This window comes from Hymenobacter sediminicola (genome assembly GCF_014250515.1).
Classification (GTDB): domain Bacteria; phylum Bacteroidota; class Bacteroidia; order Cytophagales; family Hymenobacteraceae; genus Hymenobacter; species Hymenobacter sediminicola.
Genome location: NZ_CP060202.1, coordinates 65,468 through 88,662, shown reverse-complemented (window position 1 = coordinate 88,662; position 23,195 = coordinate 65,468). Strand labels below are relative to the sequence as shown.

21 protein-coding genes are annotated in these 23,195 nt (G+C 57.7%); 14 read left to right on the top strand and 7 right to left on the bottom strand.

What is annotated here, in order from left to right; translation table 11 throughout:
- The first annotated feature begins 44 nt into the window (after positions 1–44).
- The 3 genes from H4317_RS00355 (at position 45) to H4317_RS00345 (ending at position 4,712) form a co-directional block, all read left to right on the top strand.
- The gene (locus H4317_RS00355) at positions 45–1,274 is read left to right on the top strand and encodes an ABC transporter permease (RefSeq protein ID WP_185888228.1); all 1,230 of its coding nucleotides are present in this window, start codon (positions 45–47) and stop codon (positions 1,272–1,274) included.
- Positions 1,275–1,453: 179 nt separating this feature from the next.
- Entirely contained in the window at positions 1,454–4,411 is a 2,958-nt protein-coding gene (locus H4317_RS00350; protein WP_185888227.1) for a DEAD/DEAH box helicase, read from the top strand.
- 85 nt (positions 4,412–4,496) lie between these two features.
- A complete protein-coding gene (locus H4317_RS00345) occupies positions 4,497–4,712 on the top strand; it encodes a hypothetical protein (protein WP_185888226.1) in 216 nt (71 codons plus the stop codon).
- Positions 4,713–4,714: 2 nt separating this feature from the next.
- On the opposite strand, the gene H4317_RS00340 is transcribed toward H4317_RS00345, so the two are convergent.
- Positions 4,715–5,791 (bottom strand): aminotransferase class I/II-fold pyridoxal phosphate-dependent enzyme, encoded by a 1,077-nt coding sequence (locus tag H4317_RS00340; protein WP_185888225.1) that lies wholly within the window; start codon positions 5,789–5,791, stop codon positions 4,715–4,717.
- Positions 5,792–5,930: 139 nt separating this feature from the next.
- Between H4317_RS00340 and H4317_RS00335 the strand changes: the two genes are divergently transcribed.
- The 3 genes from H4317_RS00335 (at position 5,931) to H4317_RS00325 (ending at position 8,302) form a co-directional block, all read left to right on the top strand.
- Positions 5,931–6,413, top strand: a complete 483-nt coding sequence (locus tag H4317_RS00335) for an SRPBCC family protein (protein ID WP_185888224.1) — start codon at positions 5,931–5,933, stop codon at positions 6,411–6,413.
- 74 nt (positions 6,414–6,487) lie between these two features.
- Positions 6,488–7,021: a hypothetical protein gene (locus H4317_RS00330; protein ID WP_185888223.1), complete on the top strand. Its 534-nt coding sequence runs from the start codon at positions 6,488–6,490 to the stop codon at positions 7,019–7,021.
- Positions 7,022–7,114: 93 nt separating this feature from the next.
- Positions 7,115–8,302: a class I SAM-dependent rRNA methyltransferase gene (locus H4317_RS00325; RefSeq protein ID WP_185889895.1), complete on the top strand. Its 1,188-nt coding sequence runs from the start codon at positions 7,115–7,117 to the stop codon at positions 8,300–8,302.
- Between the two features lie 141 nt (positions 8,303–8,443).
- Here the strand turns inward: H4317_RS00325 and H4317_RS00320 are convergent, their stop codons facing one another.
- Positions 8,444–9,331 carry a prohibitin family protein gene (locus tag H4317_RS00320; RefSeq protein ID WP_185888222.1) on the bottom strand — a complete coding sequence of 296 codons (888 nt, stop codon included), beginning with the start codon at positions 9,329–9,331 and terminating at the stop codon, positions 8,444–8,446.
- Positions 9,306–9,575, bottom strand: a complete 270-nt coding sequence (locus H4317_RS00315; protein WP_185888221.1) for a hypothetical protein — start codon at positions 9,573–9,575, stop codon at positions 9,306–9,308. Before H4317_RS00315 ends, H4317_RS00320 begins: the two co-directional genes overlap by 26 nt.
- A 310-nt stretch (positions 9,576–9,885) precedes the next feature.
- Between H4317_RS00315 and crtD the strand changes: the two genes are divergently transcribed.
- The 3 genes from crtD (at position 9,886) to H4317_RS00300 (ending at position 12,899) form a co-directional block, all read left to right on the top strand.
- Entirely contained in the window at positions 9,886–11,391 is a 1,506-nt protein-coding gene (gene crtD / locus H4317_RS00310) for a 1-hydroxycarotenoid 3,4-desaturase CrtD (protein WP_260625761.1), read from the top strand.
- A gap of 92 nt (positions 11,392–11,483) precedes the next feature.
- Positions 11,484–12,191, top strand: coding sequence for a carotenoid biosynthesis protein (locus tag H4317_RS00305; RefSeq protein ID WP_185888220.1), 708 nt, complete (start codon positions 11,484–11,486; stop codon positions 12,189–12,191).
- Between the two features lie 90 nt (positions 12,192–12,281).
- Positions 12,282–12,899, top strand: coding sequence for a TetR/AcrR family transcriptional regulator (locus tag H4317_RS00300; RefSeq protein WP_185888219.1), 618 nt, complete (start codon positions 12,282–12,284; stop codon positions 12,897–12,899).
- 78 nt (positions 12,900–12,977) lie between these two features.
- Here the strand turns inward: H4317_RS00300 and H4317_RS00295 are convergent, their stop codons facing one another.
- Together H4317_RS00295 and H4317_RS00290 are read right to left on the bottom strand one after the other, a co-directional pair.
- Complete coding sequence (locus tag H4317_RS00295) at positions 12,978–13,214, bottom strand: DUF6952 family protein (RefSeq protein ID WP_211538791.1); 237 nt, start codon at positions 13,212–13,214, stop codon at positions 12,978–12,980.
- A gap of 17 nt (positions 13,215–13,231) precedes the next feature.
- Entirely contained in the window at positions 13,232–13,549 is a 318-nt protein-coding gene (locus H4317_RS00290) for a thioredoxin family protein (RefSeq protein WP_185888217.1), read from the bottom strand.
- Positions 13,550–13,735: 186 nt separating this feature from the next.
- Between H4317_RS00290 and H4317_RS00285 the strand changes: the two genes are divergently transcribed.
- The gene (locus H4317_RS00285) at positions 13,736–14,410 is read left to right on the top strand and encodes an arylesterase (protein WP_260625760.1); all 675 of its coding nucleotides are present in this window, start codon (positions 13,736–13,738) and stop codon (positions 14,408–14,410) included.
- An 86-nt stretch (positions 14,411–14,496) separates the two neighbouring features.
- On the opposite strand, the gene glgP is transcribed toward H4317_RS00285, so the two are convergent.
- Positions 14,497–16,146 carry an alpha-glucan family phosphorylase gene (glgP, locus tag H4317_RS00280; protein ID WP_185888216.1) on the bottom strand — a complete coding sequence of 550 codons (1,650 nt, stop codon included), beginning with the start codon at positions 16,144–16,146 and terminating at the stop codon, positions 14,497–14,499.
- A gap of 218 nt (positions 16,147–16,364) precedes the next feature.
- On the opposite strand from glgP, the gene H4317_RS00275 reads away from it, so the two are divergent.
- The 4 genes from H4317_RS00275 to H4317_RS00260 all read left to right on the top strand — a co-directional run bounded on the left by H4317_RS00275 (position 16,365) and on the right by H4317_RS00260 (position 22,539).
- Entirely contained in the window at positions 16,365–18,299 is a 1,935-nt protein-coding gene (locus tag H4317_RS00275; RefSeq protein ID WP_260625759.1) for a glycoside hydrolase family 13 protein, read from the top strand.
- Positions 18,300–18,372: 73 nt separating this feature from the next.
- Positions 18,373–19,080, top strand: coding sequence for an SDR family oxidoreductase (locus tag H4317_RS00270; protein ID WP_185888215.1), 708 nt, complete (start codon positions 18,373–18,375; stop codon positions 19,078–19,080).
- A 96-nt stretch (positions 19,081–19,176) separates the two neighbouring features.
- Positions 19,177–21,033: an alpha-amylase family glycosyl hydrolase gene (locus H4317_RS00265; protein WP_185888214.1), complete on the top strand. Its 1,857-nt coding sequence runs from the start codon at positions 19,177–19,179 to the stop codon at positions 21,031–21,033.
- A gap of 90 nt (positions 21,034–21,123) precedes the next feature.
- Positions 21,124–22,539 (top strand): MFS transporter, encoded by a 1,416-nt coding sequence (locus tag H4317_RS00260; protein WP_260625757.1) that lies wholly within the window; start codon positions 21,124–21,126, stop codon positions 22,537–22,539.
- Positions 22,540–22,614: 75 nt separating this feature from the next.
- Here the strand turns inward: H4317_RS00260 and H4317_RS00255 are convergent, their stop codons facing one another.
- On the bottom strand, positions 22,615–23,025 hold the full coding sequence (locus H4317_RS00255; RefSeq protein ID WP_185888213.1) for a hypothetical protein: 411 nt from the start codon (positions 23,023–23,025) through the stop codon (positions 22,615–22,617).
- Positions 23,026–23,195: the final 170 nt, after the last annotated feature.

Sequence of the window (23,195 nt, the reverse complement as noted above, 5' to 3'; positions counted from 1 at the left end):
TAGCCAACTATCCACCCGTAGCCTTTCCACCTCGCACGCCCCGCATGGACGTTCCGTTGCTCATTGCCCGGCGTTACTTTTCCTCGAAGAAGAAGCGCAACATCATCAGCATCATCTCCAACATCTCCATGATTGGCGTGGCGGTGGGCACGATGGCGCTGATTATTGTGCTGTCGGTATTCAACGGACTGGAGGATCTGGTACGCACGCTCTACGGCAAATCGGACCCCGATCTGCTGGTGACAGCCGTGCAGGGCAAGTCGTTTCCGGTGGACGAAAAAACGCTGGAAGAGCTTCGCCGAATCCGCGGTGTTGGTCTGCTCACCGAGGTTATTGAGGACAATGCCCTGCTGCAATACCACGACCGCCAGATGGTGGTGAAAATGAAGGGTGTTTCGGAGAACTACTACACCCAGAGCAACATCGACTCGGCCATTGTAGAAGGTGACCACCGCCTGCGCCGCGGTGGCGAGCCATATGCGCTGCTAGGGGCCGGCGTGCAGCACGAGCTTAGCATTGCCCTCAACAACCGCTTTGCGCCGCTCCATTTGCTCTACCCGCGCAATACGGGGAAGAAAACGCTTTCACTCAACCCAGAAACCGCCTTCACCGAGAAAACCATCACGGCCGGCGGCGTCTTTCTGATTGAGCAACACATCGACGACAGCTATATTTTCGTGCCGCTTGAGTTTGCCGAAGAGCTACTCAACTACGGCGACCGGCGCACCGCTCTGGAGGTGAACGTGGGGGACCAGCACGATATTCAGGAGGTGAAGGCCGTCATCAAAAAGCATCTGGGGTCGAAATTCAAGGTTCTGGACTCCGATGAACAGCATGTGAGCCTGCTGAAGGCCATCAAGGTGGAAAAGATGTTCGTGTTTATCACCTTCGCCTTCATTTTGCTTATTGCCTCGCTCAACATCTTCTTTTCGCTGTCGATGCTGGTTATCGATAAGCGTAAGGATGTGGCTATTCTGCTGGCTATGGGCGCGACCCCGCGCGACATCCGCCGCATTTTCCTGCTAGAAGGTGCCATTGTAGCGCTGGTAGGTGCCGTCACAGGCTTGGCCTTGGGTATCACGATCTGCTGGCTCCAGCAGACGTTCCACATCGTGAGCATGGGCATGGCCACGAGCGTTGTAGACTCCTACCCCGTGAAGATGCAGTTCGCGGACATTGTGCTTACTGGTCTGGCGATTATCGTCATCACCATTGCCGTTTCGATACGGCCCGCACTGAACGCCGCCAAGCTCGACGTCCGCGAAAACCTGTAACATTCTTTCGCACTGTCGAGTATTCCATCTACCTGAAAGGAACTTCAGGCATACTGGAATATATGATTCGTCTTATAAATGTTACTATTTATAGAATAAATTTTACTTTTTGGTAAAAAATATAGTATTTAGCATTTGTCACTACTTTCAACACTGCATTTTGGCCGATTTTTATCCTCATGAAGGTTTCCACTTCTCAACCTTTTCAAATTGTTTATTCGCTGCTTGAGCACGAGTATTTAGGATATTTATTTGAGTCTTACGTAGTTCAGCGTAATCCCAAGGGCCAGCTTACCTTACAGCACCAGACTGTTTCTGCCAAAAATGCCCCGGAGTTTGCCGATGGCTTGGATGAGACGGACTTCGAGTTAGTAGCCCTCACCGACCAGATTCAGCAGGATGCCGTCATTAAAGAATTCTGGCCGAAAAAAACTACTCCCGCCGACTTCTTCCTGAAAATTTACGACCCGGAGAAAGGCGACAAAGCCCTTCAGGATGTTATCTGCCGCTACGTGCAAGAGCGAATGGGCCAGATTCTGGAGCGGCTGCAGGGCAAATACGTCTTCATTATGGGCAAAGACGGCGAACCGACCTGGCGTGAGATGGAAATAGCGCCGGAACCGGCCTCAGTTCTGTTCCACTTCCGCCGCAACGACGACAGCACGCACTATTTCCCCACGATTCAGTATCAGAACCAGAAACTCGATTTCCAATATAAGAATGCCGTTATTATATGTGAACAGCCAGCTTGGCTGCTCCTGAACAACGTACTCTACCACTTCCGCAATGATGTAGATGGCAGGAAGATCAAGCCCTTCCTCAACAAGAAGTTTATTGTTATTCCGCGGCAGGTAGAGGAAAGCTATTTTCAGCGCTTTGTCGCGCCGCTGGTCGAGTCGTTTGATGTGCATGCGCGCGGCTTCGATATTCGCTCGGAGCGCTACGTAGCTAGGCCACAGCTCACTTTCTCAGACGCGCCTACCGCCACTGTTGTGGAGGAAGTGCGCCCTACCCGCCGGGCCCTTGCGGACTCCGGCGGTGTTGCAGTTGCATCAGCCGCCATTTCCGACCACATCCACTTCGACCTCAGCTTCCGCTACGGCGACCATACCATCCATAATGGCTACGACAAGCGGGTGTGCGTTAAGCTGGAGAAGAAAGAGGATAACTACATCTTCCACCGCCTCGTGCGCAACCTCGACCGGGAGCAGGAGATTATCCGGGAGCTGGCCGACCGGGCACTGGAAGTGCGCAACGGCCGGGCGGTGCTGGAAAAAGCCACTGCCTTCCGCTGGCTGCACCACCACGCCGACGAGCTGGCCCGCATGGGCTTTACGGTGCACCAGGGCAGCACGTCCGGCAAAGACTACTTCATTGGGTCGGTGAGCGTGGAAGTGGGCATTACAGAGGCCACCGACTGGTTTGACGTACGCGGGACGGTGCGTTTTGGCGAGTTCGAAATTCCGTTCATCAAGCTGCGGCCCTATATTCTGCAGCGCCGCCACGAGTTCCGGCTGCCCAATGGGCAGATTGCCATTATCCCGGATGAGTGGTTTACGCAGTATTTAGAGTTGTTTGCCTTTGCCGAGGAGCAGGCGCACAGCCTTACCCTGCGCAAGCACCACTTGGCGCTGGTATCAGACCTGCAAAATGGTAATCTGGCTACCGTCATTATTAGCCGCAAGCTGGAAAAGCTGCGCGGGTTTGAGTCGGTAGAGGACCAGCCAATGCCGGTGGGCTTCCGGGGCGAGCTAAGGCCATATCAGAAGGCAGGCTACAACTGGCTGCACTTCGTGAAGGACTACCACTTCGGCGGTTGCTTGGCCGATGATATGGGCCTGGGCAAAACGATTCAGACACTGGCGCTGTTGCTGCAACGCAAGGAAAGCGGCGAGGCTGGCGGTGCAGCTTCCCTGCTGGCCATGCCTACATCACTGGTATACAACTGGTTGAGCGAGGCTCAGAAGTTCACACCCGACCTACGCATCCTGACCTACACCGGCACCTACCGCGACAAAAACGTAGCGCAGTTTGCCGACTACGACGTGGTGCTGACCAGCTACGGCATTGTGCGGCTGGATGCCGAACTGCTGAAAACCTACAAGTTCGACTACGTGATTCTGGACGAGTCGCAGGCCATCAAGAATCCGGGCTCTACCACTTCGCACGCCGTGCGCGGGCTGCACTCACGCCACCGCCTGATTCTGACCGGCACGCCCGTCGAAAACAGCACGATGGACCTCTGGTCGCAGATGTCGTTTATTAATCCGGGTTTGCTAGGCACGCAGACGTTTTTCCGCAAGGAATTCCTTAAGCCAATTGAGAAAGGCAAGGATGAAGGACGCACCCGTAAGCTGCACGCTCTTATCAAGCCCTTCATTCTGCGCCGCCACAAGGCCCAGGTAGCCCGCGAGTTGCCCGACAAGATTGAGCACCTCAGCTACTGCCCCATGACTGAGGAGCAGACTCACGCCTACGAGGAAACCAAGAGCTACTACCGCAACAAGATTCTGCGCAACATTGAGGAGCATGGCACCGCCAGCACTCAGTTTATGCTGCTGCAGGGCCTGACCAAGTTGCGGCAGATTGCCAACCACCCACGCATGGCCGATGAGACCTATGAGCACGAATCGGGCAAGCTGCGTGAGGTAATCCGGATGATTAAGAGTGTGGTTTCCGAAGGCCACAAGGTCTTGGTGTTCAGCCAATTCGTAAAACACCTAGATATTGTGCGGGCTTCGCTTGATGAGCGGCAGATTGACTACGCTTACCTCGACGGCAATACGCGGGAGCGGCACAAAGTGGTGAACCGTTTCCAGGAGGACGAGAAGCTGCGCGTGTTTCTGATTTCGCTGAAAGCGGGCGGCGTGGGACTCAACCTTACTGCCGCCGACTATGTGTTCATTCTGGACCCATGGTGGAACCCGGCCGTGGAAGCGCAGGCCATTGACCGGGCCCACCGCATCGGGCAGCAGAAGACGGTATTTACTTACAAGTTCATCACCAAGAGCACAGTAGAAGAGAAAATCCTGGCCCTGCAAAACAAGAAAATTCAGCTTGTCACGGACTTGATTACCACTGACGAAGCCATTATCAAGAGCCTGACTAAGGAGGACATAGAGGAACTGCTGGGCTGATAACCAGCTACTTCTTGAACACATACTGACAGCCCGATTATGGAGAGTATGCTCCGCAGTCGGGCTGTGTTATATAGCATACACAATGGGCTTATTTGATGCGGCCAAGCCGGTTGGCGTAGAAATAAAAGGCAATATTCTGCATTGCGTGATATGCCGTCATAACCGGTTCTGGCGGCGTGATGCACAACTGCACACGGGTTCCTCCACGTTTCTGCAGTTGGAGTGGCTCGATGCAACTGCCGTCTGCTACGAGTGCGACAACTGCGGCTATATCCACTGGTTCATGCCACAGGGCTAAGCCTACGCCATGTGGTCAGCGAAAGCCCTTACCGCTTCTGCTACCTGCGCTACATCCTGGGACGTATGCAGAGCACTCAGCACGATGCGGGTGATGCGTGCATCGGTGGGAGTGGGGTAAGCAAAGCTGGAAATCAGGATATTTTGCGCTTGCAGGAACCCGCACAGCGCGTTGTTGGGCGTATAGAACACCGGAAAGTCTTCGGCCATCTGAAACAGATCCAAGGCTGCCACCGCTTCACTAAACTGCCGGACGTTAGCTGCCAGCTGCTGCCGGGCCTGGGTATAAACCGGAGCCGCCCGCACAAAAGCGTGCAGATACGCGGGCACAATGGGGGAGCTGGCAGCGAAATACGCACTACGCTGCAGGCCAGTGATAAAATCGGCATCTGATGACAGCACGACCCCGCCCGGAATGCCGCATGCCTTCCCCAGCGACGATACCACTACTACCCGCACTGAATCGGGCACCTGCAGCTGCGGGAATATGCCGGCTCCGTTAGGCCCCGTGACCCCAAACCCATGGGAGTCGTCGATGAGCAGCGTGAGCGGCCTATCGGAAGGAAGATGTCGGGTCCAGCTGAAATCGTAGTGCTGCACCCGGAGCGGATCCAGTGAGTTGCTGACAATGACGGCTGGCTCTGGAGGGCTAGCGTGCAGCTTTTCAAGTAGCATTTCAGCCCAATCATCAAAGCGCAGCGCGGAGGACAGCCCGGGCAGGTCGGTGAGCCACGCAGCGGGGTGGGTGCCGGGCGCATATTCAAACCGGCCGGCAAGGGCCAGCGCCTTCACCGCCATTTGCCCGGCTAAATAACCCGACGACACCGTAAGGGCCGCCACTGCACCAGTCCAGCGGGTCAGATAGGCTTCTGCTTCGGCATAGATGCGCAGGCGCAGGTTGGAGTTGCGGGAACTGCCATAGTTAGTGCCGTAGCGAGCCAACCCCTCGGCTAGCAGAGCCGCGAAATCCGGGTTATGGGCTATACCCAGGTAGCCCGTGCCGCTACAGTAGAGGTAGCGTCGGCCATCATGGTGAAGCCAGCGCCCGGGCAACTGGTCGGTTTCCCATACTTGATCCATATGAGCTTTTGAATGTGAAACACTGAGAAATAGGGCATTTGGCCGGTGCCGTAACTGACTACCATTCAATCTGCATAATCTGCTCCGAAAGCGCAATTGGCTTCCGAACAAACCCGACAGTTGCGCGTTTGCCTATACTATGCACTTTCTCCTTCGCACCCATGTGGCGGCTACACCTGCGCAGGTGTGGGCTGGCTTCACCCGGGAGCTGTTTCTAGATCTGGCACCCCCGTTTCCGCCGTTTCATCTGCTTCGTTTCGATGGCTGCCACCGCGGCGACGAGGTGCATCTGGAGCTAGGCGCGGGGCCGCTCCGGCAACTCTGGACCTCGCTCATCACCGACCACGGCACCCAGCCCGACGGCACGTATTTCTTTGTGGATGAAGGCCAGACGCTGCCAAAGCCGTTGCGCTTCTGGCGGCACCGCCACCTGCTGCAGCCCGCCCCCGATGGCGGCACATTCATTGTGGAAGACTTGGAGTACCGCAGCCCGTTCCGGTGGCTCGACACACTGCTGTACCCAGCTATGTGGGCGCAGTTTGCCTGGCGACGCCCCATCTACCGGCGCTATTTCGGCCGGCCGGGCGCTGGCGTACGTATTTCGGAGCCGGGCACTCCCTGAGGCAGCGCTGAAACCATAGTAGCCGTATATGCCCCAGCCAACCCGCGTATATTGCCCTGAATCCGGCCCTGCCCATGCATATTCCTACTCCGTTTCACAGCCTGCGGGCTGTTTTCCGTTTGCTGAATGCCTTGCTCATCCTGAGCGTTGTGGCCAGCTGCAGTGGCAGCCGCTCGGCCTACCAGTTCCAGCCAGCAGCCACAGCAGCCGTCCAACGGCCTGCCTTCACCCCCGATTCTGCGGCGACTTCGACAATAGCGGCGGCTCCAGTTTCGGCAGCGGAAATTTCCGCACTTTCCTTGCAGCCTCACAGGCAAGAAGGAAAGCGGAAACCGCAGCAAGCAGTAGCACAACTTGTTAATCATGCCAGGGCGCAACAAAAGCAGCTGCTGGCTAAGCCAACCAAGCAGCAAGAAGCCACCAAAGCATCTTCGCCGCAGCGGCCGGCGGAAGTTGGACTAGGTACGACGGTATTGGGTGTGCTGGGGCTGGTGGTGCTGCCCATTTCACTGCTGGGCTTGCTGATCTGGGGCGGGCCCGTGTGGGCCGTGCTGGCGGGCCTAGCAGCGCTGGCCGTGCTTATTGCCTACCTCGACCCATTCGGGTAAGAAGCACATCATCTGGGTATGAAATCTGGCCCCGCCCGCAAATCCTGCGCTGGTGGGGCTACCTTTGTAGTCCAATCTGCTAATTCTGCTGCCATGCCCGCTACTATCACGCTCAAACCCGGAAAAGACCAATCCCTGCGCCGCCGCCATCCGTGGGTGTTTTCGGGGGCTATTGGCCGGATGCAGGGCGAAGTAGTGGAAGGCGAGGTAGTGACGGTTCAGGCCGCCAACGGCGAGGTGCTGGGCGTAGGCCATTACGCCCCCGGCTCCATTGCGGTGCGCATGCTCGATTTCGGCCCCGATGCGCAGCTGCCCGATGCCACGTTCTGGGAAAACCGCCTGCGCAATGCCTACCAGCTGCGCCAGGGCCTGGGCCTGACCGGCACCGGCAGCACTGACGTGTACCGCCTCACCCACGCCGAGGGCGACGGCCTGCCCGGCCTTATCATTGATGTGTACGGTGATACGGCCGTGGTGCAGGCGCACAGTGCGGGCATGTATAAAGCCCGCCCACTCATTGCAGAGGCGCTGCAGGCTGTCATTCCAAACCTGCGTGCCATTTACGACAAGAGCGCCGAAACCGTGCCCGCCAAAGCCGCGCCCGGCGCCCAGAATGGCTATCTATTTGGAGAAGGCAGCGGACAGGAGCATGTGGTGCACGAAAACGGCCATCCCTTCGCCGTAGATTGGGAAACGGGCCAGAAAACCGGCTTCTTCATCGACCAACGTGACAACCGCAGCCTGCTGGCCCGCTACGCGCCTGGTCGCCGCGTGCTCAACACCTTCTGCTACACCGGCGGCTTCAGCTCCTACGCCCTGCAGGCCGGCGCCGAGCTGGTGCATTCCGTCGATTCGAGCAAAAAGGCCATTGAACTGACGGAGCGCAACGCCGCCCTCACCGGCCTCGAAAGCAAGCACGCCGCTTATGCTGAGGACGTGTTCAGCTTCATGAAAAACAGCCAAGAGCAATACGACCTGATTGTGCTGGACCCACCGGCTTTTGCCAAGCACCTCTCGGCCCGCCACAACGCCCTGATGGGCTACAAGCGCCTCAATGCGGCCGGCATCCGGCAGATTGCGCCCGGCGGTCTGCTGTTCACGTTCAGTTGCTCACAGGTAGTTTCGGCCGAGCTGTTTGAGGGCGCGGTACTGGCAGCCGCCATCGAAGCCGGCCGCCCCGCCCGCATCCTGCACCGCCTCACCCAGCCCGCCGACCACCCCGTGAGCCTGTTCCATCCAGAGGGGGAGTATCTGAAAGGACTGGTGTTGGCCGTAGAGTAGGAGAGTCTGCCCACACTGGTTTTCTGTCATCCTGAGTGCAACGAAGGACCTTATCCCGTCGGAACGTCAACCGTAATAACGGTCCGTTCCGGCGGGATAAGGTCCTTCGTTGCACTCAGGATGACAGCTGTTTATTTGCGGCTACTTAGCGCCCGGGGTGGGCATTTGCATCAGGAACTGGCTTCCTCCGCTACCAGAAGTATAAGTGGGTACATTGCTGCCGCCTTTCTCCCAAGCCTCAATCCAGCGCATCTGCACCAGCAGCGGCGTGAGTGATTGTTGCTGCTTTTCGTTGGCGTAGGCCTGGGCGTCGGCGGCAATGCGGATGGCTTTGGCCCGGCCCTCGGCTTCGGCAATGTTGATGCGGGCCTGCGCCTCGGCCTGCCGGATGCGGTTTTCGGTTTGCAGGCCAGTCTGCACGGCCGTGTTCTTGGCATCGATGGCGGCTTTGAGGCTGGCCGGCGGCTCCAGCTTGGTGGTTATTTGCTGCACGGTAAAGCCCATTGCCTGCAGCTGCCCAATGAGGTTGGCTTTCACCTGCGCCTCGTAGCTGCCCCGGTTGCTGATGAGGCTGTCGGCGGTGTAGCGGTTGGTAGCCACGCGGTAGGCCTCGTACACGGCCGTTTTCAGAAAGCCGTCCTCAATGGCTGGCAGCGGACGCCGGTACTGCCGGAAGATGTCGTCCACCTTATCCGACTGAATGAAGTAGTTGAGGCTGGGCGCCACACCAAAACCGGAGCCGTCTTTGCTCTGCACCTCAAACTCCTCGTATTCTTTATGTTGCGTGTACACCGGAAACTCATACACGGCCGTACTCAGCGGGCTATAAAACACCCAGCCGGTGGTGTAGGTAATATCGTCGACGCCCCGACCAGAACCGGCCAGATTCACCTTGATGCCCACGTTGCCGGCGTCAATGCGCTCCACTTTTATCAGACTGCAGCCTGCTATCAGGGCCAGTAGCAGTAGCCCAACGAATACAAGCGGCTTCAGCCAGTTGCGGCTAGGGTTTAGTTGAAATTCGGCCATTGGGAGGAGAAGGCGGAGTAGAGTTAGAATTCGGGAAATAGCGCAGGATAGCTCGGCCTGCCTGATACAGCGACAGAGCCACGCCCGCCGCCAGCACCACAAAGCCCAGCAGCCCGCAGAGTAGCCACCAGTCGGAAGGGCTGCTCAGCCAGTCGAGGCAAAGGGGCACGGCATAGGGCAGTACCGCGGCGTAGAACACCAGCCAAACGGCCAACCACAGATAAGAAACGTGTTTTGCAGCCATAATAGAGCATTCAAATCTACTGATGTTGAAGCCAATATCTGCACCTTCCGGCACAACTTATCCAGTAGCGGGGCCCTGACCGGCCGGCCTCGCGAAAACCTCGAACCAGTGGCTTGTTTTTCCAGCCGCGGCAGCCTGTTCTATTCAAAAATAATTTTTAGGCATTTCAGCTGCATTCCTCTGACGGCCTGACGGTTGATGCCATAGACGTTCCTGCTCATAGCCCGGCCCCACTACTTTTTCACCTGTAGGCTGAAGCCATACGGCTGGTTTTGGAGTTGTAGCTTGCGCGCACCCTTTATCTTGCTCCGTGGCTCGAAAGAAAACCTTTATTTCTCCTGCTTCGCGTCCTGTGGCCATTGTGGGGGCGGGTATCGGCGGCATTGCGGCGGCGGTGCGGCTGGCAGTGCGCGGGCACAACGTCACGGTGTTTGAGGCGCAGGAGAGCTTCGGGGGCAAAATGCACCAATTGGAGCTCCCGGGCGGCTACCGTTTCGACGGTGGCCCCTCGCTGTTCACGCTGCCGGAGTTGGTAGATGAGCTGTTCCGGCTGGCCGGCCGCAACCCGCAGGACTATTTCCGCTACCAGCGCCTCGACCCCATCACACAGTACTTCTTCGCCGACGGCACCCGCCTTACCGCCTGGGCCGATGAGGAAAAGTTTGCAAGGGAAGTGGAGCAGAAGCTGGACGTGCCAGCGGCGCAGGTGCTGCAGTTTCTGCGGCGCAGTGGGCAGGCCTACGAAGGCACAGCGGGCACGTTTCTGCACAAGTCGCTGCACAAAGCCGGCACCTACCTCAGCCCCGAGGTGCTGAAGGCGCTGGCAGCGCTGCCGCAGCTTGGCCTGCTCAGCACCATGCACCAGCGCCACGCGGCGGCTTTCCCGCAGGATGCGCGCCTCGTGCAGCTCTTCGACCGGTTTGCCACCTACAACGGCTCCGACCCGTACCAAGCCCCCGCCACGCTCAGCCTCATCCCGCACCTGGAGCACGGCCTGGGAGCTTTTTACCCCGAAGGCGGCATCTATGCCATTGCCCAAAGCCTCGTGCGGTTGGCCGAAGAGCTGGGGGTACAGTTCCGCTACCACGAGCCGGTGGAGGAAATTCTGACGGCCAGCGGCCACGTTACGGGCGTGCGGACGCCGCAGGATGTATATGACTTTGGGCTGGTAGTCAGCAATATGGATGTGGTGCCCACCTACCGCCGCTTACTGCCTAGCCAGCCAGCTCCGGAAAGCACATTGGCCCAGCCCCGCTCGTCGTCGGCCCTTATTTTTTACTGGGGCATTGCGCGGCGCTTCCCGGAGCTGGGCGTGCACAACATCTTCTTCTCGGCCGATTATAAGCGTGAGTTTGAAGCTATTTTCCAGGAAAAAGCCGTTGCCGACGACCCTACGGTGTACGTCAATATCACGAGCGGCCATACGCCCGCTGATGCCCCGCCCGGCCACGAAAACTGGTTTGTGATGGTGAACGTGCCCCACGACCAGGGCCAGAACTGGCCGGCGCTGGTGGCCCACACCCGCGCGGCTGTGTTGGCTCGCGTGAGCCAGGCGCTGGGCACCGATATTGCGCCACTGATACGGGCCGAGCAGGTCTGGGACCCGCCGGGAATTGAAAGGCGCACCTCGTCGTTTGGAGGGGCACTATATGGCAGTTCCAGCAACAATCTGCTGGCGGCTTTCCTGCGCCACCCCAACTTCTCGCGGAAGCTGGAAGGGCTGTACTTTTGCGGCGGCTCGGTGCATCCGGGCGGCGGCATTCCGCTTTGCCTACTTTCGGCCCGTATCGTGTCTGAGTTGATTGAGAATGAATAAACAGGTGTACGTAGAGAGCTGGCGGTGGCTATACGCCTGCCCGGCAGCCTATAAGCATCTGATTCTCATTCCATACTGTTAATTGGTTACTAATGCCCGAATCCATCCAACATCTTCCCACTGAAGCACCTCCAACGCATGAAGCTGCCGCTGCTGAGCGGACGGTAGCCCAGCGCCGGCGGCTACGCGTGGCTCAGGGTATTCTGCTGCTGTTTCACGTCACGGGCTTCCTGGGTCTGGGCTTTTCCGAAGACCCGTCGTTCTACCTGCAGTTTGTGCCCCTGAACCTGCTGCTGACGGTGGGCCTGCTGCTGGCCTTTCAGACTGAGCGGAGTCCGACGTTCTGGTGGTTCTGCCTTGTAACAATGGCCGTAGGCTTCTTTGTGGAAGTTGTCGGTATTCGCACCGGGCTGCTGTTTGGGTTCTACCAGTATGGCCCCACGCTGGGCACAAAGTGGCTGGGCGTGCCCCTGATGATAGGCGTCAACTGGCTGATGCTGGTATACACGACCGGAGTGCTGGCCCGCTATCTGCCCATCCCGGATTTCCTGCGAGCCGTGGTAGCCACCCTGCTTATGGTAGGCCTAGATGCGTGCCTGGAGCCCGTAGCCGTGCGCTACGACTTCTGGCAGTGGCGCTTCGATGTTATTCCATTGCAGAACTTCAAGGGTTGGTTTGCTGTGTCGCTCATTCTACAGGTGTTCTTCAACCGCACCAGTTTTGAAAAGCGTAATGCGTTGGCACCGTTCGTGTTCATGCTGCAGCTCCTTTTCTTTTTTGGATTGAGCCTGATTCGCTAGAAATATTGGTGTCTTGGAATACTATTTGTTATACCTATCATCGTTCTTGAATAAATTCCATTCCTCCGATCAACTCTCTACTTCCACCTTATGGAGCAAGTACTACTCCATCAACTACTTGAACGGGCAAACCAGCTCTTCCGCGACGCGGGAATACGCCTCCTGCATGAAGAACAGCTGGCAGTAGCTCTGGACATGACACCCGCTACTTTTCGCACCGTTTTTGGCTCCAAAGCGGAACTGATGCTGCAGGTAACGCGCCATAACCTAGCCCGGCAACGCCATGAGCAACAGGAGCTTTTCTCAAATCTGGCGACGCCTATAGAATGCCTGCTGGCCCTACTGCACCACAGTGTGCAGGAGCTACGCAATTCCCACCACGAATACCATATTGTGCGGGAGCAGCTTCCTCTGGTTTGGGATGCCATGCAGGAACACATGCACGACTACGCCTATCCGCTGCTTACTCGCCTCATTCAGGAGGGTATTCAGGAGGGTCAGCTTCGTGCCGCCCTCGACGCGTCGTTCATTGCCCGAATCATTGTGGCGCAATTCAGTCTGGTCCTGAACGAAACCTACTTCCCGCCTGAGCACACCAGCCTCGCTGATGTCTATCGGAACATTTTCTTCCCCTACGTTCGAGGCCTTTGCACCGAGGAGGGAATGCGCCTGACGACAGTACACTTTGGCAAAATGTGGGGAAACTAGACCCTTAGTTTTGCCAAAAATGAAAAAGGCCGGCCCCTGATAGGGCCGGCCTTTTTCATGAGGCGCGTGGCAGCCATCTTAGCTGATGGAGACGCGCACTTTCTTGGTGTACTCGCGAAGGGCGTCCTTGAACTGGGAGCCGTGGTCCTGCATGTGATTGAGGATGAAGATGGCGGCAAACACGTGCGTCAGTTTCTCGCCTTCGTCTTCCCCTTCTACCTCAAAAGCTAGTTCCTGTTCTTCTAGTAGGGCTTCTTCGGCGGCTACCAGGGACTCCAGCGTTTGGGTTTCTACCAAGCGCTTAATAACGGGCATTTTCATGGACGGCAGACTTAGTTGAGGCGCGAAATCAGGGCCGCAACAGCTTCTTCCTTGCTGGCTGCTACCGTTTCCAGCAGCTCGCCGTTGCGGAAAACAGCGAAGAAAGGCAGGTTCGTAACGTTGGCCAGCTTGCGGGCTTCGGGGCTGGTTTCGGCATTCACATCCAAAAACTTGATACCCTGCTCCTGCATGGCAATAGCCATACGCTTGTATTTCGGAGAAAACAGGCGGCAGTTGCCGCACCAATCGGCGTAGTACTTCACTACTACTTTCTCGTTCTGTTCGAGCAATTCGGCAAATTCGGCGTCCGTGGCTTTGATAACGGGCATTAGATCAGGTTTTCGTGAAAATCAGCGAGATACTCAGATAAGAATGATTCTTATCTGCAGCAAAGGTAAAGCCGGAAACCGGTAAAAAAGTTTGCTCCGCCGCAAATTGCTGACGAGGCTGGCAACTTTTAACTGGGGCGGGCAAGTATACGCTGCGTGCCTAGCCTTTTGCCGGGCGCCTGTTTTATGCAGTATCTCCTGATTTGCGTGTGCCTGCTGCTGGCCGCCTGCGGAACTCCCGATTCCGCAGCCGCTCTGCCCACCACCGCACCGCCGCCTCGTATGCAAAACATCATTTTCTTCGGCAACAGCCTCACGGCCGGCTACCAACTGCCTGCCAGTGCCGCCTTCCCGAGCCTGCTCCAGCAGCGCCTCGATTCGCTGAACTTACCCTACAAAACCTTCAACTACGGCGTGAGTGGCGAAACTAGCGCCGGTGGCCGGCAGCGCGTGGCCTCCGTGCTGGCCCGCCAGCCGGTAGACGTGTTTGTGTTGGAACTGGGTGCCAACGACGGTCTGCGCGGTATTCCGGTGCGCGAAACCACCCAGAACCTGCAAGCCATCATCGACCAGGTGCGGCTAAAGTATCCCGAGGCGCGCATTGTGCTGGTGGGCTTAGAGTTTCCCTTCGACCTGAGCGCCTTCGGGGGGCACCAGTATGGACGCTACGCCGCCGAATTCAAAGCCTCATTCCGCCTGCTGGCCGAGAAGAATAGCCTGTCTTTCGTGCCCTTCCTGCTTCAGGGCGTGCTGGGCCGCCGCGAGCTAAACCTAGCTGACGGCGTGCATCCCAACGCCGCCGGCCATAAGCTACTAGCTGAAAACGTGTGGGCTGTATTGAACGGCGTGCTGCAGCAGTAGCTGGAAAAGCAAAACGTCCTGCCGAAGAGAGTTCAGCAGGACGTTTTATTTTTCATACAAATACCTAACGGCAAATCACTTAGCAATTAGGCATTGTACAGCTTCTGGTAATATTCTGTCGCCATGCGGCCCGACTCGAATTCGGGTTCTACTTCGCGCATGGCAGCTTTGGCCACGGCCAGGTACTTGGCCGGCTCGTTGTAGTAAAGCGGAATGATTTCGTTTTCGAGTACATCCAGCAGGCTGGTGGCTTCGATGTTATCCTTCACGTGGTCAGGCTGGTAAATATCGGTGTGAGGGATGAGGAAGCCGTTTTCGCCGTGGCGCACAAACTCCGGAATCCAGCCATCGGCAATGCTCAGGCTCAGGCTGCCGTTCATGGCGGCCGTCATGCCGCTGGTGCCGGAGGCTTCGCGCGGGAAACGCGGCGTGTTCAGCCATACATCGGAGCCGCGCTTGAGGTAGCCGGACAGGGCCAGCTCATAGCCGGTGAGTACTGCGCAGGTTTTCAGGCCTTTGGTCTTCTGGATAATGTCGTTGAACAGGCCAATGGCGCCGTAGTCCTTGGGGTAGGGCTTGCCGGCCCAGATAACCTGCACCGGCCGGTCGGTGCGGTTCACCAATTCCTGGAACCGCTCGAAATGGCGCAGAATCAGGTCGGCGCGCTTGTAGCCAGCAAAGCGGCGGGCCCATACTACGGTTAGCACCTCAGGGTCGAGGAGAGTACCAGTTTGGTCGGCCACGATGTCGAAGAGCTGCTTCTTGAGCTTGCGCTTGCGGGCCAGCAGGGCCTGGTCGTCGTTGGCTACTAGGGCCTCGTGCAACTGCTGGTCGCGCCAGTAGCTGCCGTTCTGGGAGTTGGTGATGGGAATAATGGAGCAGATACCCTTGTTGGCGCCCCACATCTGGTTGGCCACGGTACCGTGTACCTTGCTCACGGCATTGGCTTTGCGCGAGAAGCGCAGCGCCGTGAGCGTGTAATTCAGCATCTCCTGCTCTACGCCCGCCACGCGGCGGATTTCATCGGCGGGTACCGAGCCGAAGAAGGTCATGTCGGTGAGCAGCTTCATGGGGTGCTCCTCGTTGCCGGCCAGCTCGGGCGTGTGCGTCGTGAAGACGAGCCGCTTCTGCACCTCTTCCAGCTTGCGGCCGTGCTTTTCGTAGAGGTAGAACGCCAGTGGCAGGCCGTGACCTTCGTTGAGGTGATACACATCCATTTTCACGCCCAACACGTCCAGCAGCTTGCCGCCACCTACCCCCAGCAGAATGCTTTGCGCTACGCGGGCCGCCGTGTCGGCGTCGTAGAGGTGGTGCGAGATGGTGCGCGAGATGTAGTCGTTTTCGGGAATGTCGGTCGTCAAGAAGAACATCGGGGCCGTGCCGAACGTGTCGGGCGCCAAGTACATAGCCTTCACCTGCACTTCTGCCCCATGAATGGTGATGGGGAAGATCAGGCCGGTGTCCTCAAGGAAAGAGTAGTGCTTGTGGCGAAAGTCGCAGCGCATGGTCTGGTCCTCGTTGCGGCCCTGGTCGTAGTAGCCGAACGTCCAGAGAATACCTATGCCAATGAGGTTTTGCTTGAGCTCGTAGGCGGAGCGCATGTGCGAGCCGGCCAGGAAGCCTAAGCCGCCGGAATAGGTTTTGAGGGCCTGGTCCAGGGCAAACTCCATGGAAAAATACGCAGCCTGAGTCGTGAATTCGGAGGCCGGCGTGTAGGGTTTGAAATCGAAAGCCATAAAGGGAAAAATCAGTAAGGGAAGAAAGGCCAGCAACCAGGGTCCGGCGGATTCAAATATCGGATTTTCCTGTTGCCACGCCGCTATTGTAGGGCTACATGCAAACATTGTGGCAAAATCGGTCAACACAACACTAATTCCGCGCAGTTCAGCATTATCTTCTGGGCGGCTTCCCGGCGTAACTTGGCAGCCTTTCTGACCGAATTCCCACTGCGCTCATGACTCCTTCCTGTATTCTGCTGCTGGCCGGTTCGCTGCTGGCTACTCCTCTGCTCACGCCGCCTGCACAAGCCCAGCTCAACCCGGTGGCACTGGCCCGCCTGGCTACCAACGGTGCTATGCTGGCCAGTGCCACCGCCCAGAAAAACGCTCCTATCCAGCGCATCGACCCCACATTCTGGTGGGTGGGCATGAAGAACCCGAAACTGCAGCTACTTGTGCACGGCACCGGAATCGGGAGCAGCAAAGTGAGCCTGAAGTACGACGGCGTAACGCTGGACGGTGTGCAAACGCTCGAAAACCCCAACTACCTGCTCGTCAACCTCACCATTGGGCCTGCTACCAAACCGGGGCAGCTGGCGCTGGAGTTTAAGGGCAAGAAAACGGTGCGCTACAACTACGAGCTGCGCGCCCGCACTACGCCCCAAGACCCTACCAAGGTGCAGGGCGTCACAACGGCTGACTTTATCTACCTGCTCATGCCCGACCGGTTTGCCAACGGCGACCCGAAGAATGACTACATCAAGGGCATGAAGGCGCCGGCCGCCGCCCGCGACTCGATGTACAGTCGCCACGGCGGCGACCTGAAAGGCATTGCCGACCATTTTGGGTACCTCAAGGAGTTGGGTGTCACGGCTATTTGGCCCACGCCGGTAGTAGAAAACGACCAGCCCAAAGCCAGCTACCACGGCTACGCCCTCACCGATTTCTACGCCGTGGACCGCCGCTATGGCACCAATGCCGACTATGTGGCCTTCGTGCAGCAAGCACACCAGCAGGGGCTGAAAGTGGTGCACGACGTGGTACTCAACCACATGGGCACCCAGGGCTACCTCGTGCAGGATGCGCCGGCCAAAGACTGGTTTCATCAGTGGCCAGCCTTCACACGCAGCAACTTCCGCGACGCTGCCTTCAACGACCCGTACGTGTCCGGCTACGACCGGAAGCAGTTTGGGGAGGGCTGGTTTGATACTACCATGGCCGACCTCAACCAGAGCAATCCGCTGGTGAGCACCTACCTGATTCAGAATTTTATCTGGTGGGTGGAGTATACCGGCCTCGATGCTTACCGCGTAGACACTTATACCTACTCGGACCGCAAGTTCTTGATGGATTGGGGCAAGGCTGTGCTGGAGGAGTACCCCAAACTGGGCATGTTTGCCGAAACCTGGGTGCAGGGCACGCAGCAGCAGGCCTATTTTGCCCGAAACGTGCTGCCCGAAATTGATGGATTCAAGAGTAATATGCCCTCCGTACTAGACTTCCAGAGCCAGTACGCCATCAACGAAGCCCTGACCAAGGATGCCGGCTGGACCGAAGGCATCAGCAAGCTGTACTATACCCTGCAGGCCGACTGGCTCTACGAAGACGCGATGCGCAACGTGGTGTTCTTGGATAACCACGACATGAGCCGGTTCTACTCGGTGATAGGAGAGGACTTTGCGAAGTACAAGATGGGGCTGGCCTGGCTGCTGACTACGCGCGGCATTCCGCAGCTCTACTACGGTACCGAGGTGCTGATGAAGAACTACTCCAACCCCGATGGCAAGGTGCGGGAGGACTTTCCCGGCGGCTGGGCCGGCGACAAGAAGAATCTGTTCATGAACCGCACGGGGCAGGAGGCTGAAGCCTTCAACTACGTAAGCAAGCTGGCCAACTACCGCAAAACTCACCCGGCCCTGCACGCCGGCAAATACCAGCATTTCATCCCGAACGACGGCATATATACGTATTTCCGCTACTCTGATGCAGGCACGGTGATGGTGATGATGAACTCCAACAAGGATGAAAAATCTGTCGACATGGCTCGGTTTGCTGAGCGCCTCAACGGCTTCTCCTCAGGCACGGAAGTTACCACGGGGGCGGCCGTTGCGGACCTGAAATCGGTGAAGCTGCCGGGCCGCACGGCGTGGGTAGTGGAACTGCAGAAGTAAAAACAGGGGGCGGAAAGGAACAACCTGCGTTTGCTATACCTTGTAGATAAGCTTTCCTCTGAAGTGTATTGCCATGACTGACCTCACCGACCAAGTTGCCATCGTCACGGGAGCATCCCGGGGCATTGGGCGCGCCACAGCACTGCTGCTGGCCATGCAAGGTGCCAAAGTGGTATGTGTAGCCCGCTCCGCCGATGAACTCGAAGAAGTGGCGAACAAAACCCAGGGCCTTGCCATTCCAGCCGACGTATCGGACCCCGATGATGCGCAGAACGTGGCCGATGAGGCCCTGCGCCACTTTGGGCGGCTCGATATTCTGGTCTGCAACGCCGGCGTAGGCTCGTTCAATCTGCTGGAGCACTTTTCGGCCACCGAATGGGACCGGATGTTTGATGTGAATGTGAAAGGCACTTTCCTGATGTGCAAGGCCGTAGTACCGCACTTCAAGGCACAGCGGAGCGGGCATATTGTAGGAGTGGCTTCTGACGTGGCACGGCGCAGCTTCGAGCACGGTACCGCCTATGGAGCCAGCAAATTTGCCCAGGATGCCGTGCTGGCCAGTCTGCGGAAGGAAGTGCGCCCACACGGCGTCAAAGTCAGCACTATTTATCCGGGCCTCGTCGACACCTATTTCAACGACTCGCTGCCGGGCAGCCCCGACGCCGAAAAAACCCATCTCAAGCCCTCTGATGTGGCGCAGGCCATCCGCTACGTGCTGGAAGCCCCGGCCCATGTGGTAGTGGATGAGCTCATGCTGCACCCGCTGACGCAGGAATGGTAAGCAGGGGATGAGGTGATGGAGTGAACAGTGATAGGGTGAAATGAGAAGAACATCATTACTTCATCACCCCGGCCCCTAATTACTATCTTGCCTGATATGAGAAACCTGCTACTGCCCACCGTGGCCCTCTCTTTGGGGCTTGCTTCGCTCTCTTCTTTCCTTCTGACCTCGCACACCCCCGTTTCTGTGTCCGATTTTAAGACTACTGCTGCCGCCGACCCTAACACCACCGACGAGGTACCGCAGGACAACAAGCTGGTTATTTACCAGCTGATGACCCGCCTGTTTGGCAATAAGGTGGCCGTGAACAAGCCCTATGGCACGGCGCAGGAAAACGGTGTGGGCAAGTTCAACGACATCACCGACAAGGCGCTCCAGGAAATCAAGAAGATGGGCGTCAGCCACGTCTGGTACACCGGCGTGATTGAGCACGCCACCATGACGGATTTCACCAAGCAGGGCGGTCCTGGGCCCGATGATGCCGACGTCGTGAAAGGCCGCGCCGGCTCGCCTTACGCCATCAAGGACTACTACGACGTGGCGCCGGACCTGGCTGTGAACGTGAAAACTCGGATGCAGGAGTACGAATCCCTGATTCAGCGCACGCACAAAAACGGCCTGAAGGTGCTCATGGACTTCATTCCGAACCACGTGGCCCGCAGCTACAAGTCGGATGGCAAGCCAGCCGGCGTGGTAGACCTGGGTACCCAGGACGATAAGACCAAGGCCTTTGCGCCCAACAACAACTTCTACTACCTGCCCGGCCAGAGCTTGGTGGTGCCCAAAGGTGGCAACCCGCTGGCGGCAGCCTTGGGCCCGAAAGAAGACGGCAAATTCCTGGAAACGCCCGCCAAAGCTACCGGCAACGACGTATTCTCGGCCTCGCCCAGCGTAAACGACTGGTACGAAACCGTGAAGCTCAACTACGGCGTCGATTACCAGAACGGGCGTAAGCCGTATTTCTCGCCCGTGCCCGACACGTGGAAAAAGATGCGCGACATTCTGGTGTTCTGGGCTCAGAAAGACGTGGATGGCTTCCGCTGCGACATGGCCGAAATGGTGCCGGTTGAATTCTGGACCTGGGTGATTCCGGAGGTGAAGAAGGTAAAGCCGAACATCATTTTCATTGCCGAAGCCTACGACCCTAAAGTCTACAGCCGCTACCTCAATGAGGGTAAGTTTGACTTCCTCTACGATAAAGTGGGGCTCTACGACGGCCTGCGCCGCCTGATGACGACCGGCGGCAACACCGAAGAAATTACGCAGGTGTGGCAAAAGGAAAGCCGGGGCTTTTCATCCAAAATGCTGCGCTTCCTGGAAAACCACGACGAGCAGCGTATTGCCTCCAAAGACTTCGCCACCGACCCGCGCACCGCTATTCCGGCCATGACCGTGACGGCCACGCTGGCCTCTGGCCCCGTGATGCTGTACTCGGGCCAGGAAGTAGGTGAGCCGGCTCTGAAGTCAGAAGGCTTTTCGGGGGAAGACGGGCGCACCACCATTTTCGACTATTGGGGCGTGCCGGAACACCAGAAATGGATGAACGGCGGCAAGTTTGACGGCGGCAAGCTCGACGATAGCCAGAAGCAGCTCCGTGACTTCTACAGCCGCCTGCTCAATCTGGCCAGCAAGAGCGAAGCCATCCGCAAAGGCAAGTTTTACGAGCTGCAGGATGCCAACAACCTAGGCAAGGAGTACGACCAGAAGGTGGTGTACAGCTACCTGCGCTACACCGATACCCAGCGCCTGCTCATCGTCGTCAACTTCAGCCGCGACAAAACGCTGCGCCCCACCATCAGCATTCCGGCCCCGGTACGGCAGCGTATAGGCCTCGACCCCAACATGTTCTGCACCTACACCGACCTGCTCAACAACACGCCGCCTACTGAGTTTCTCAACCTCACGCTGCCCCCACTGAGCGCCTACGTGTTCGAAATCAACCCCAAGAAATGATGAGCTGGCGGCGCTGCGGCTGATGAAATGCCTGCTGCGCCGCTGCTTCACTTGCCCTCTTATTCCTCCTAATTCCCACACGCTTTTTTTATGGCAACCAACGTAGCGGCCGCCCCACACGATACCCGCGAAAAACCCCGACTAAGCTTCTGGCAGATCTGGAACATGAGTTTCGGCTTTCTGGGCATTCAGTTCGGCTTTGCGCTGCAGAACGCCAATGTCAGCCGCATTTTTGAAACCCTAGGTGGTACCGAAATTGCGCTTTACTGGCTGGCCGCTCCGCTCACCGGCATGCTCGTGCAGCCGATTATCGGCTATATGTCGGACCGGACCTGGCACCCAAAATGGGGACGCCGCCGCCCGTTTTTCTTGGTAGGAGCGGTGCTGGCTTCGTTCGCGCTGCTGGTCATGCCCAACGTGTCGGCACTATGGATGGCGGTGGGCATGCTCTGGATTATGGATTCGAGCATCAACATCAGCATGGAGCCTTTCCGGGCCTTGGTCGGCGACTTGCTGCCCTCTGAGCAGCGCACCACTGGTTTTGCCGCCCAAACCTTTTTTATCGGGGTTGGGGCAGTAGTGGCATCGTCGCTGCCTTGGATGTTTACCAACTGGTTCGGCATTGCCAATACGGCTCCGGCCGGGCAAATTCCACCTTCCGTGAAGTATGCCTTCTATATTGGAGGGGTGGTATTTTTCATTGCCGTCCTGTGGACTGTACTGAATACCAAGGAATACCCGCCCGAGGATATGGACGCCTTTGAGGACGAGAAGCGGCGGACGGCTGGCTTCTGGAACGGTATCCGCGAGTCGTTTGCCGGTATAGCCCACATGCCCAAAACGATGGCCCAACTGGCTATTGTTCAGTTTTTCTCCTGGCTGGCCTTGTTCTCGATGTGGATCTACACCACCCCGGCCGTTACTAGCCACATCTACCACACCACCGATACCACGTCTAAGCTCTACAACGAGGGCGCTGACTGGGTAGGCGTGTGCTTTGCTGTGTACAATGGTGTATCGGCAATAGCGGCTCTGCTGCTCCCCGTTATTGCCCGTGCTACCAGTCGCCGCTTCACCCACCTGATTTGCCTGGTTGCTGGTGGTCTTGGCCTGATTTCCATCTACTTCATTTCCGACCCCAAAATGCTGTTGGTTTCAATGGTAGGGGTGGGCATTGCCTGGGCATCGATTCTGAGCGTGCCCTACGCCATGCTGGCCGGGGCGCTTCCCTGGAACAAGATGGGCTACTACATGGGCGTGTTCAACTTCTTCATTGTCATTCCGCAAGTGGTGGCAGGCCTGATTCTGGGCTTCTTCACCAAATCGGTATTCGGCGGCGAGCCAGTGTACACGCTGGTGCTGGGCGGCTGCTCCATGATTATATCGGGCCTACTCACGCTGCGCGTCAACGACGACGACGACGTTCGGCTGCCAGCCGCGGAAGCCACGATTCATACCAGCTCCCCGGCCTACGATACCACCATCGAATCAAACCCGCGCGTATAGCCCCAATGGATTCTGCATCAAAAAAGCCCCGTTTGAACTAGCAGACGGGGCTTTTTTGGAATATATGGAGTCTGGTTAGCGAGTGGCTTGTAACCACTCTTGTGCCGTTTGCTCTTCCGTAAACACGCGTACGGCTACGGTATCCAGCTGGTCGGTGGCCATTTCTTCGGCCAGGCGCTTGTTCAGCGTTTCCGCGTGGTAGGGCGTAACGAGGTAGGCCAGGCGGGCCCGGGTGCCAGGCAGCGCTGCCGCCAACGACGCTCGGAAATTCTGCATTACCCAGCGGAAGTCGGCTGGCTCGGCCAGGCCACGGCTGCGCAAATCAATGAGCCAGCGGTTTATCTTCTCCCGCTCGGCTAGGCTCAGGGCTACCTGATAGCCGGTGCGGTGCTCCTCCGACGTAGCCGGCCGGGTCCAGCGCAGCAGCAACTGCCCCAAATCGGCGCGGTGCGTAAGCAACAGGTATTCTAGGTTGGCAACGAGCATCAGCAGGGGGTGGAAAGCAACGTAAAGGTAGGCACTGGCGGCTGCGCAACATACATCGTGCCGATGAACATTCTGTGAAGCATAATTGGGCCTGCTATTGCCTCAGGAGCTCAACACCACCCCGAATAGTTGCAGCCATAACGCCCTTTTCTGCCTTTTATGTGTCCCGA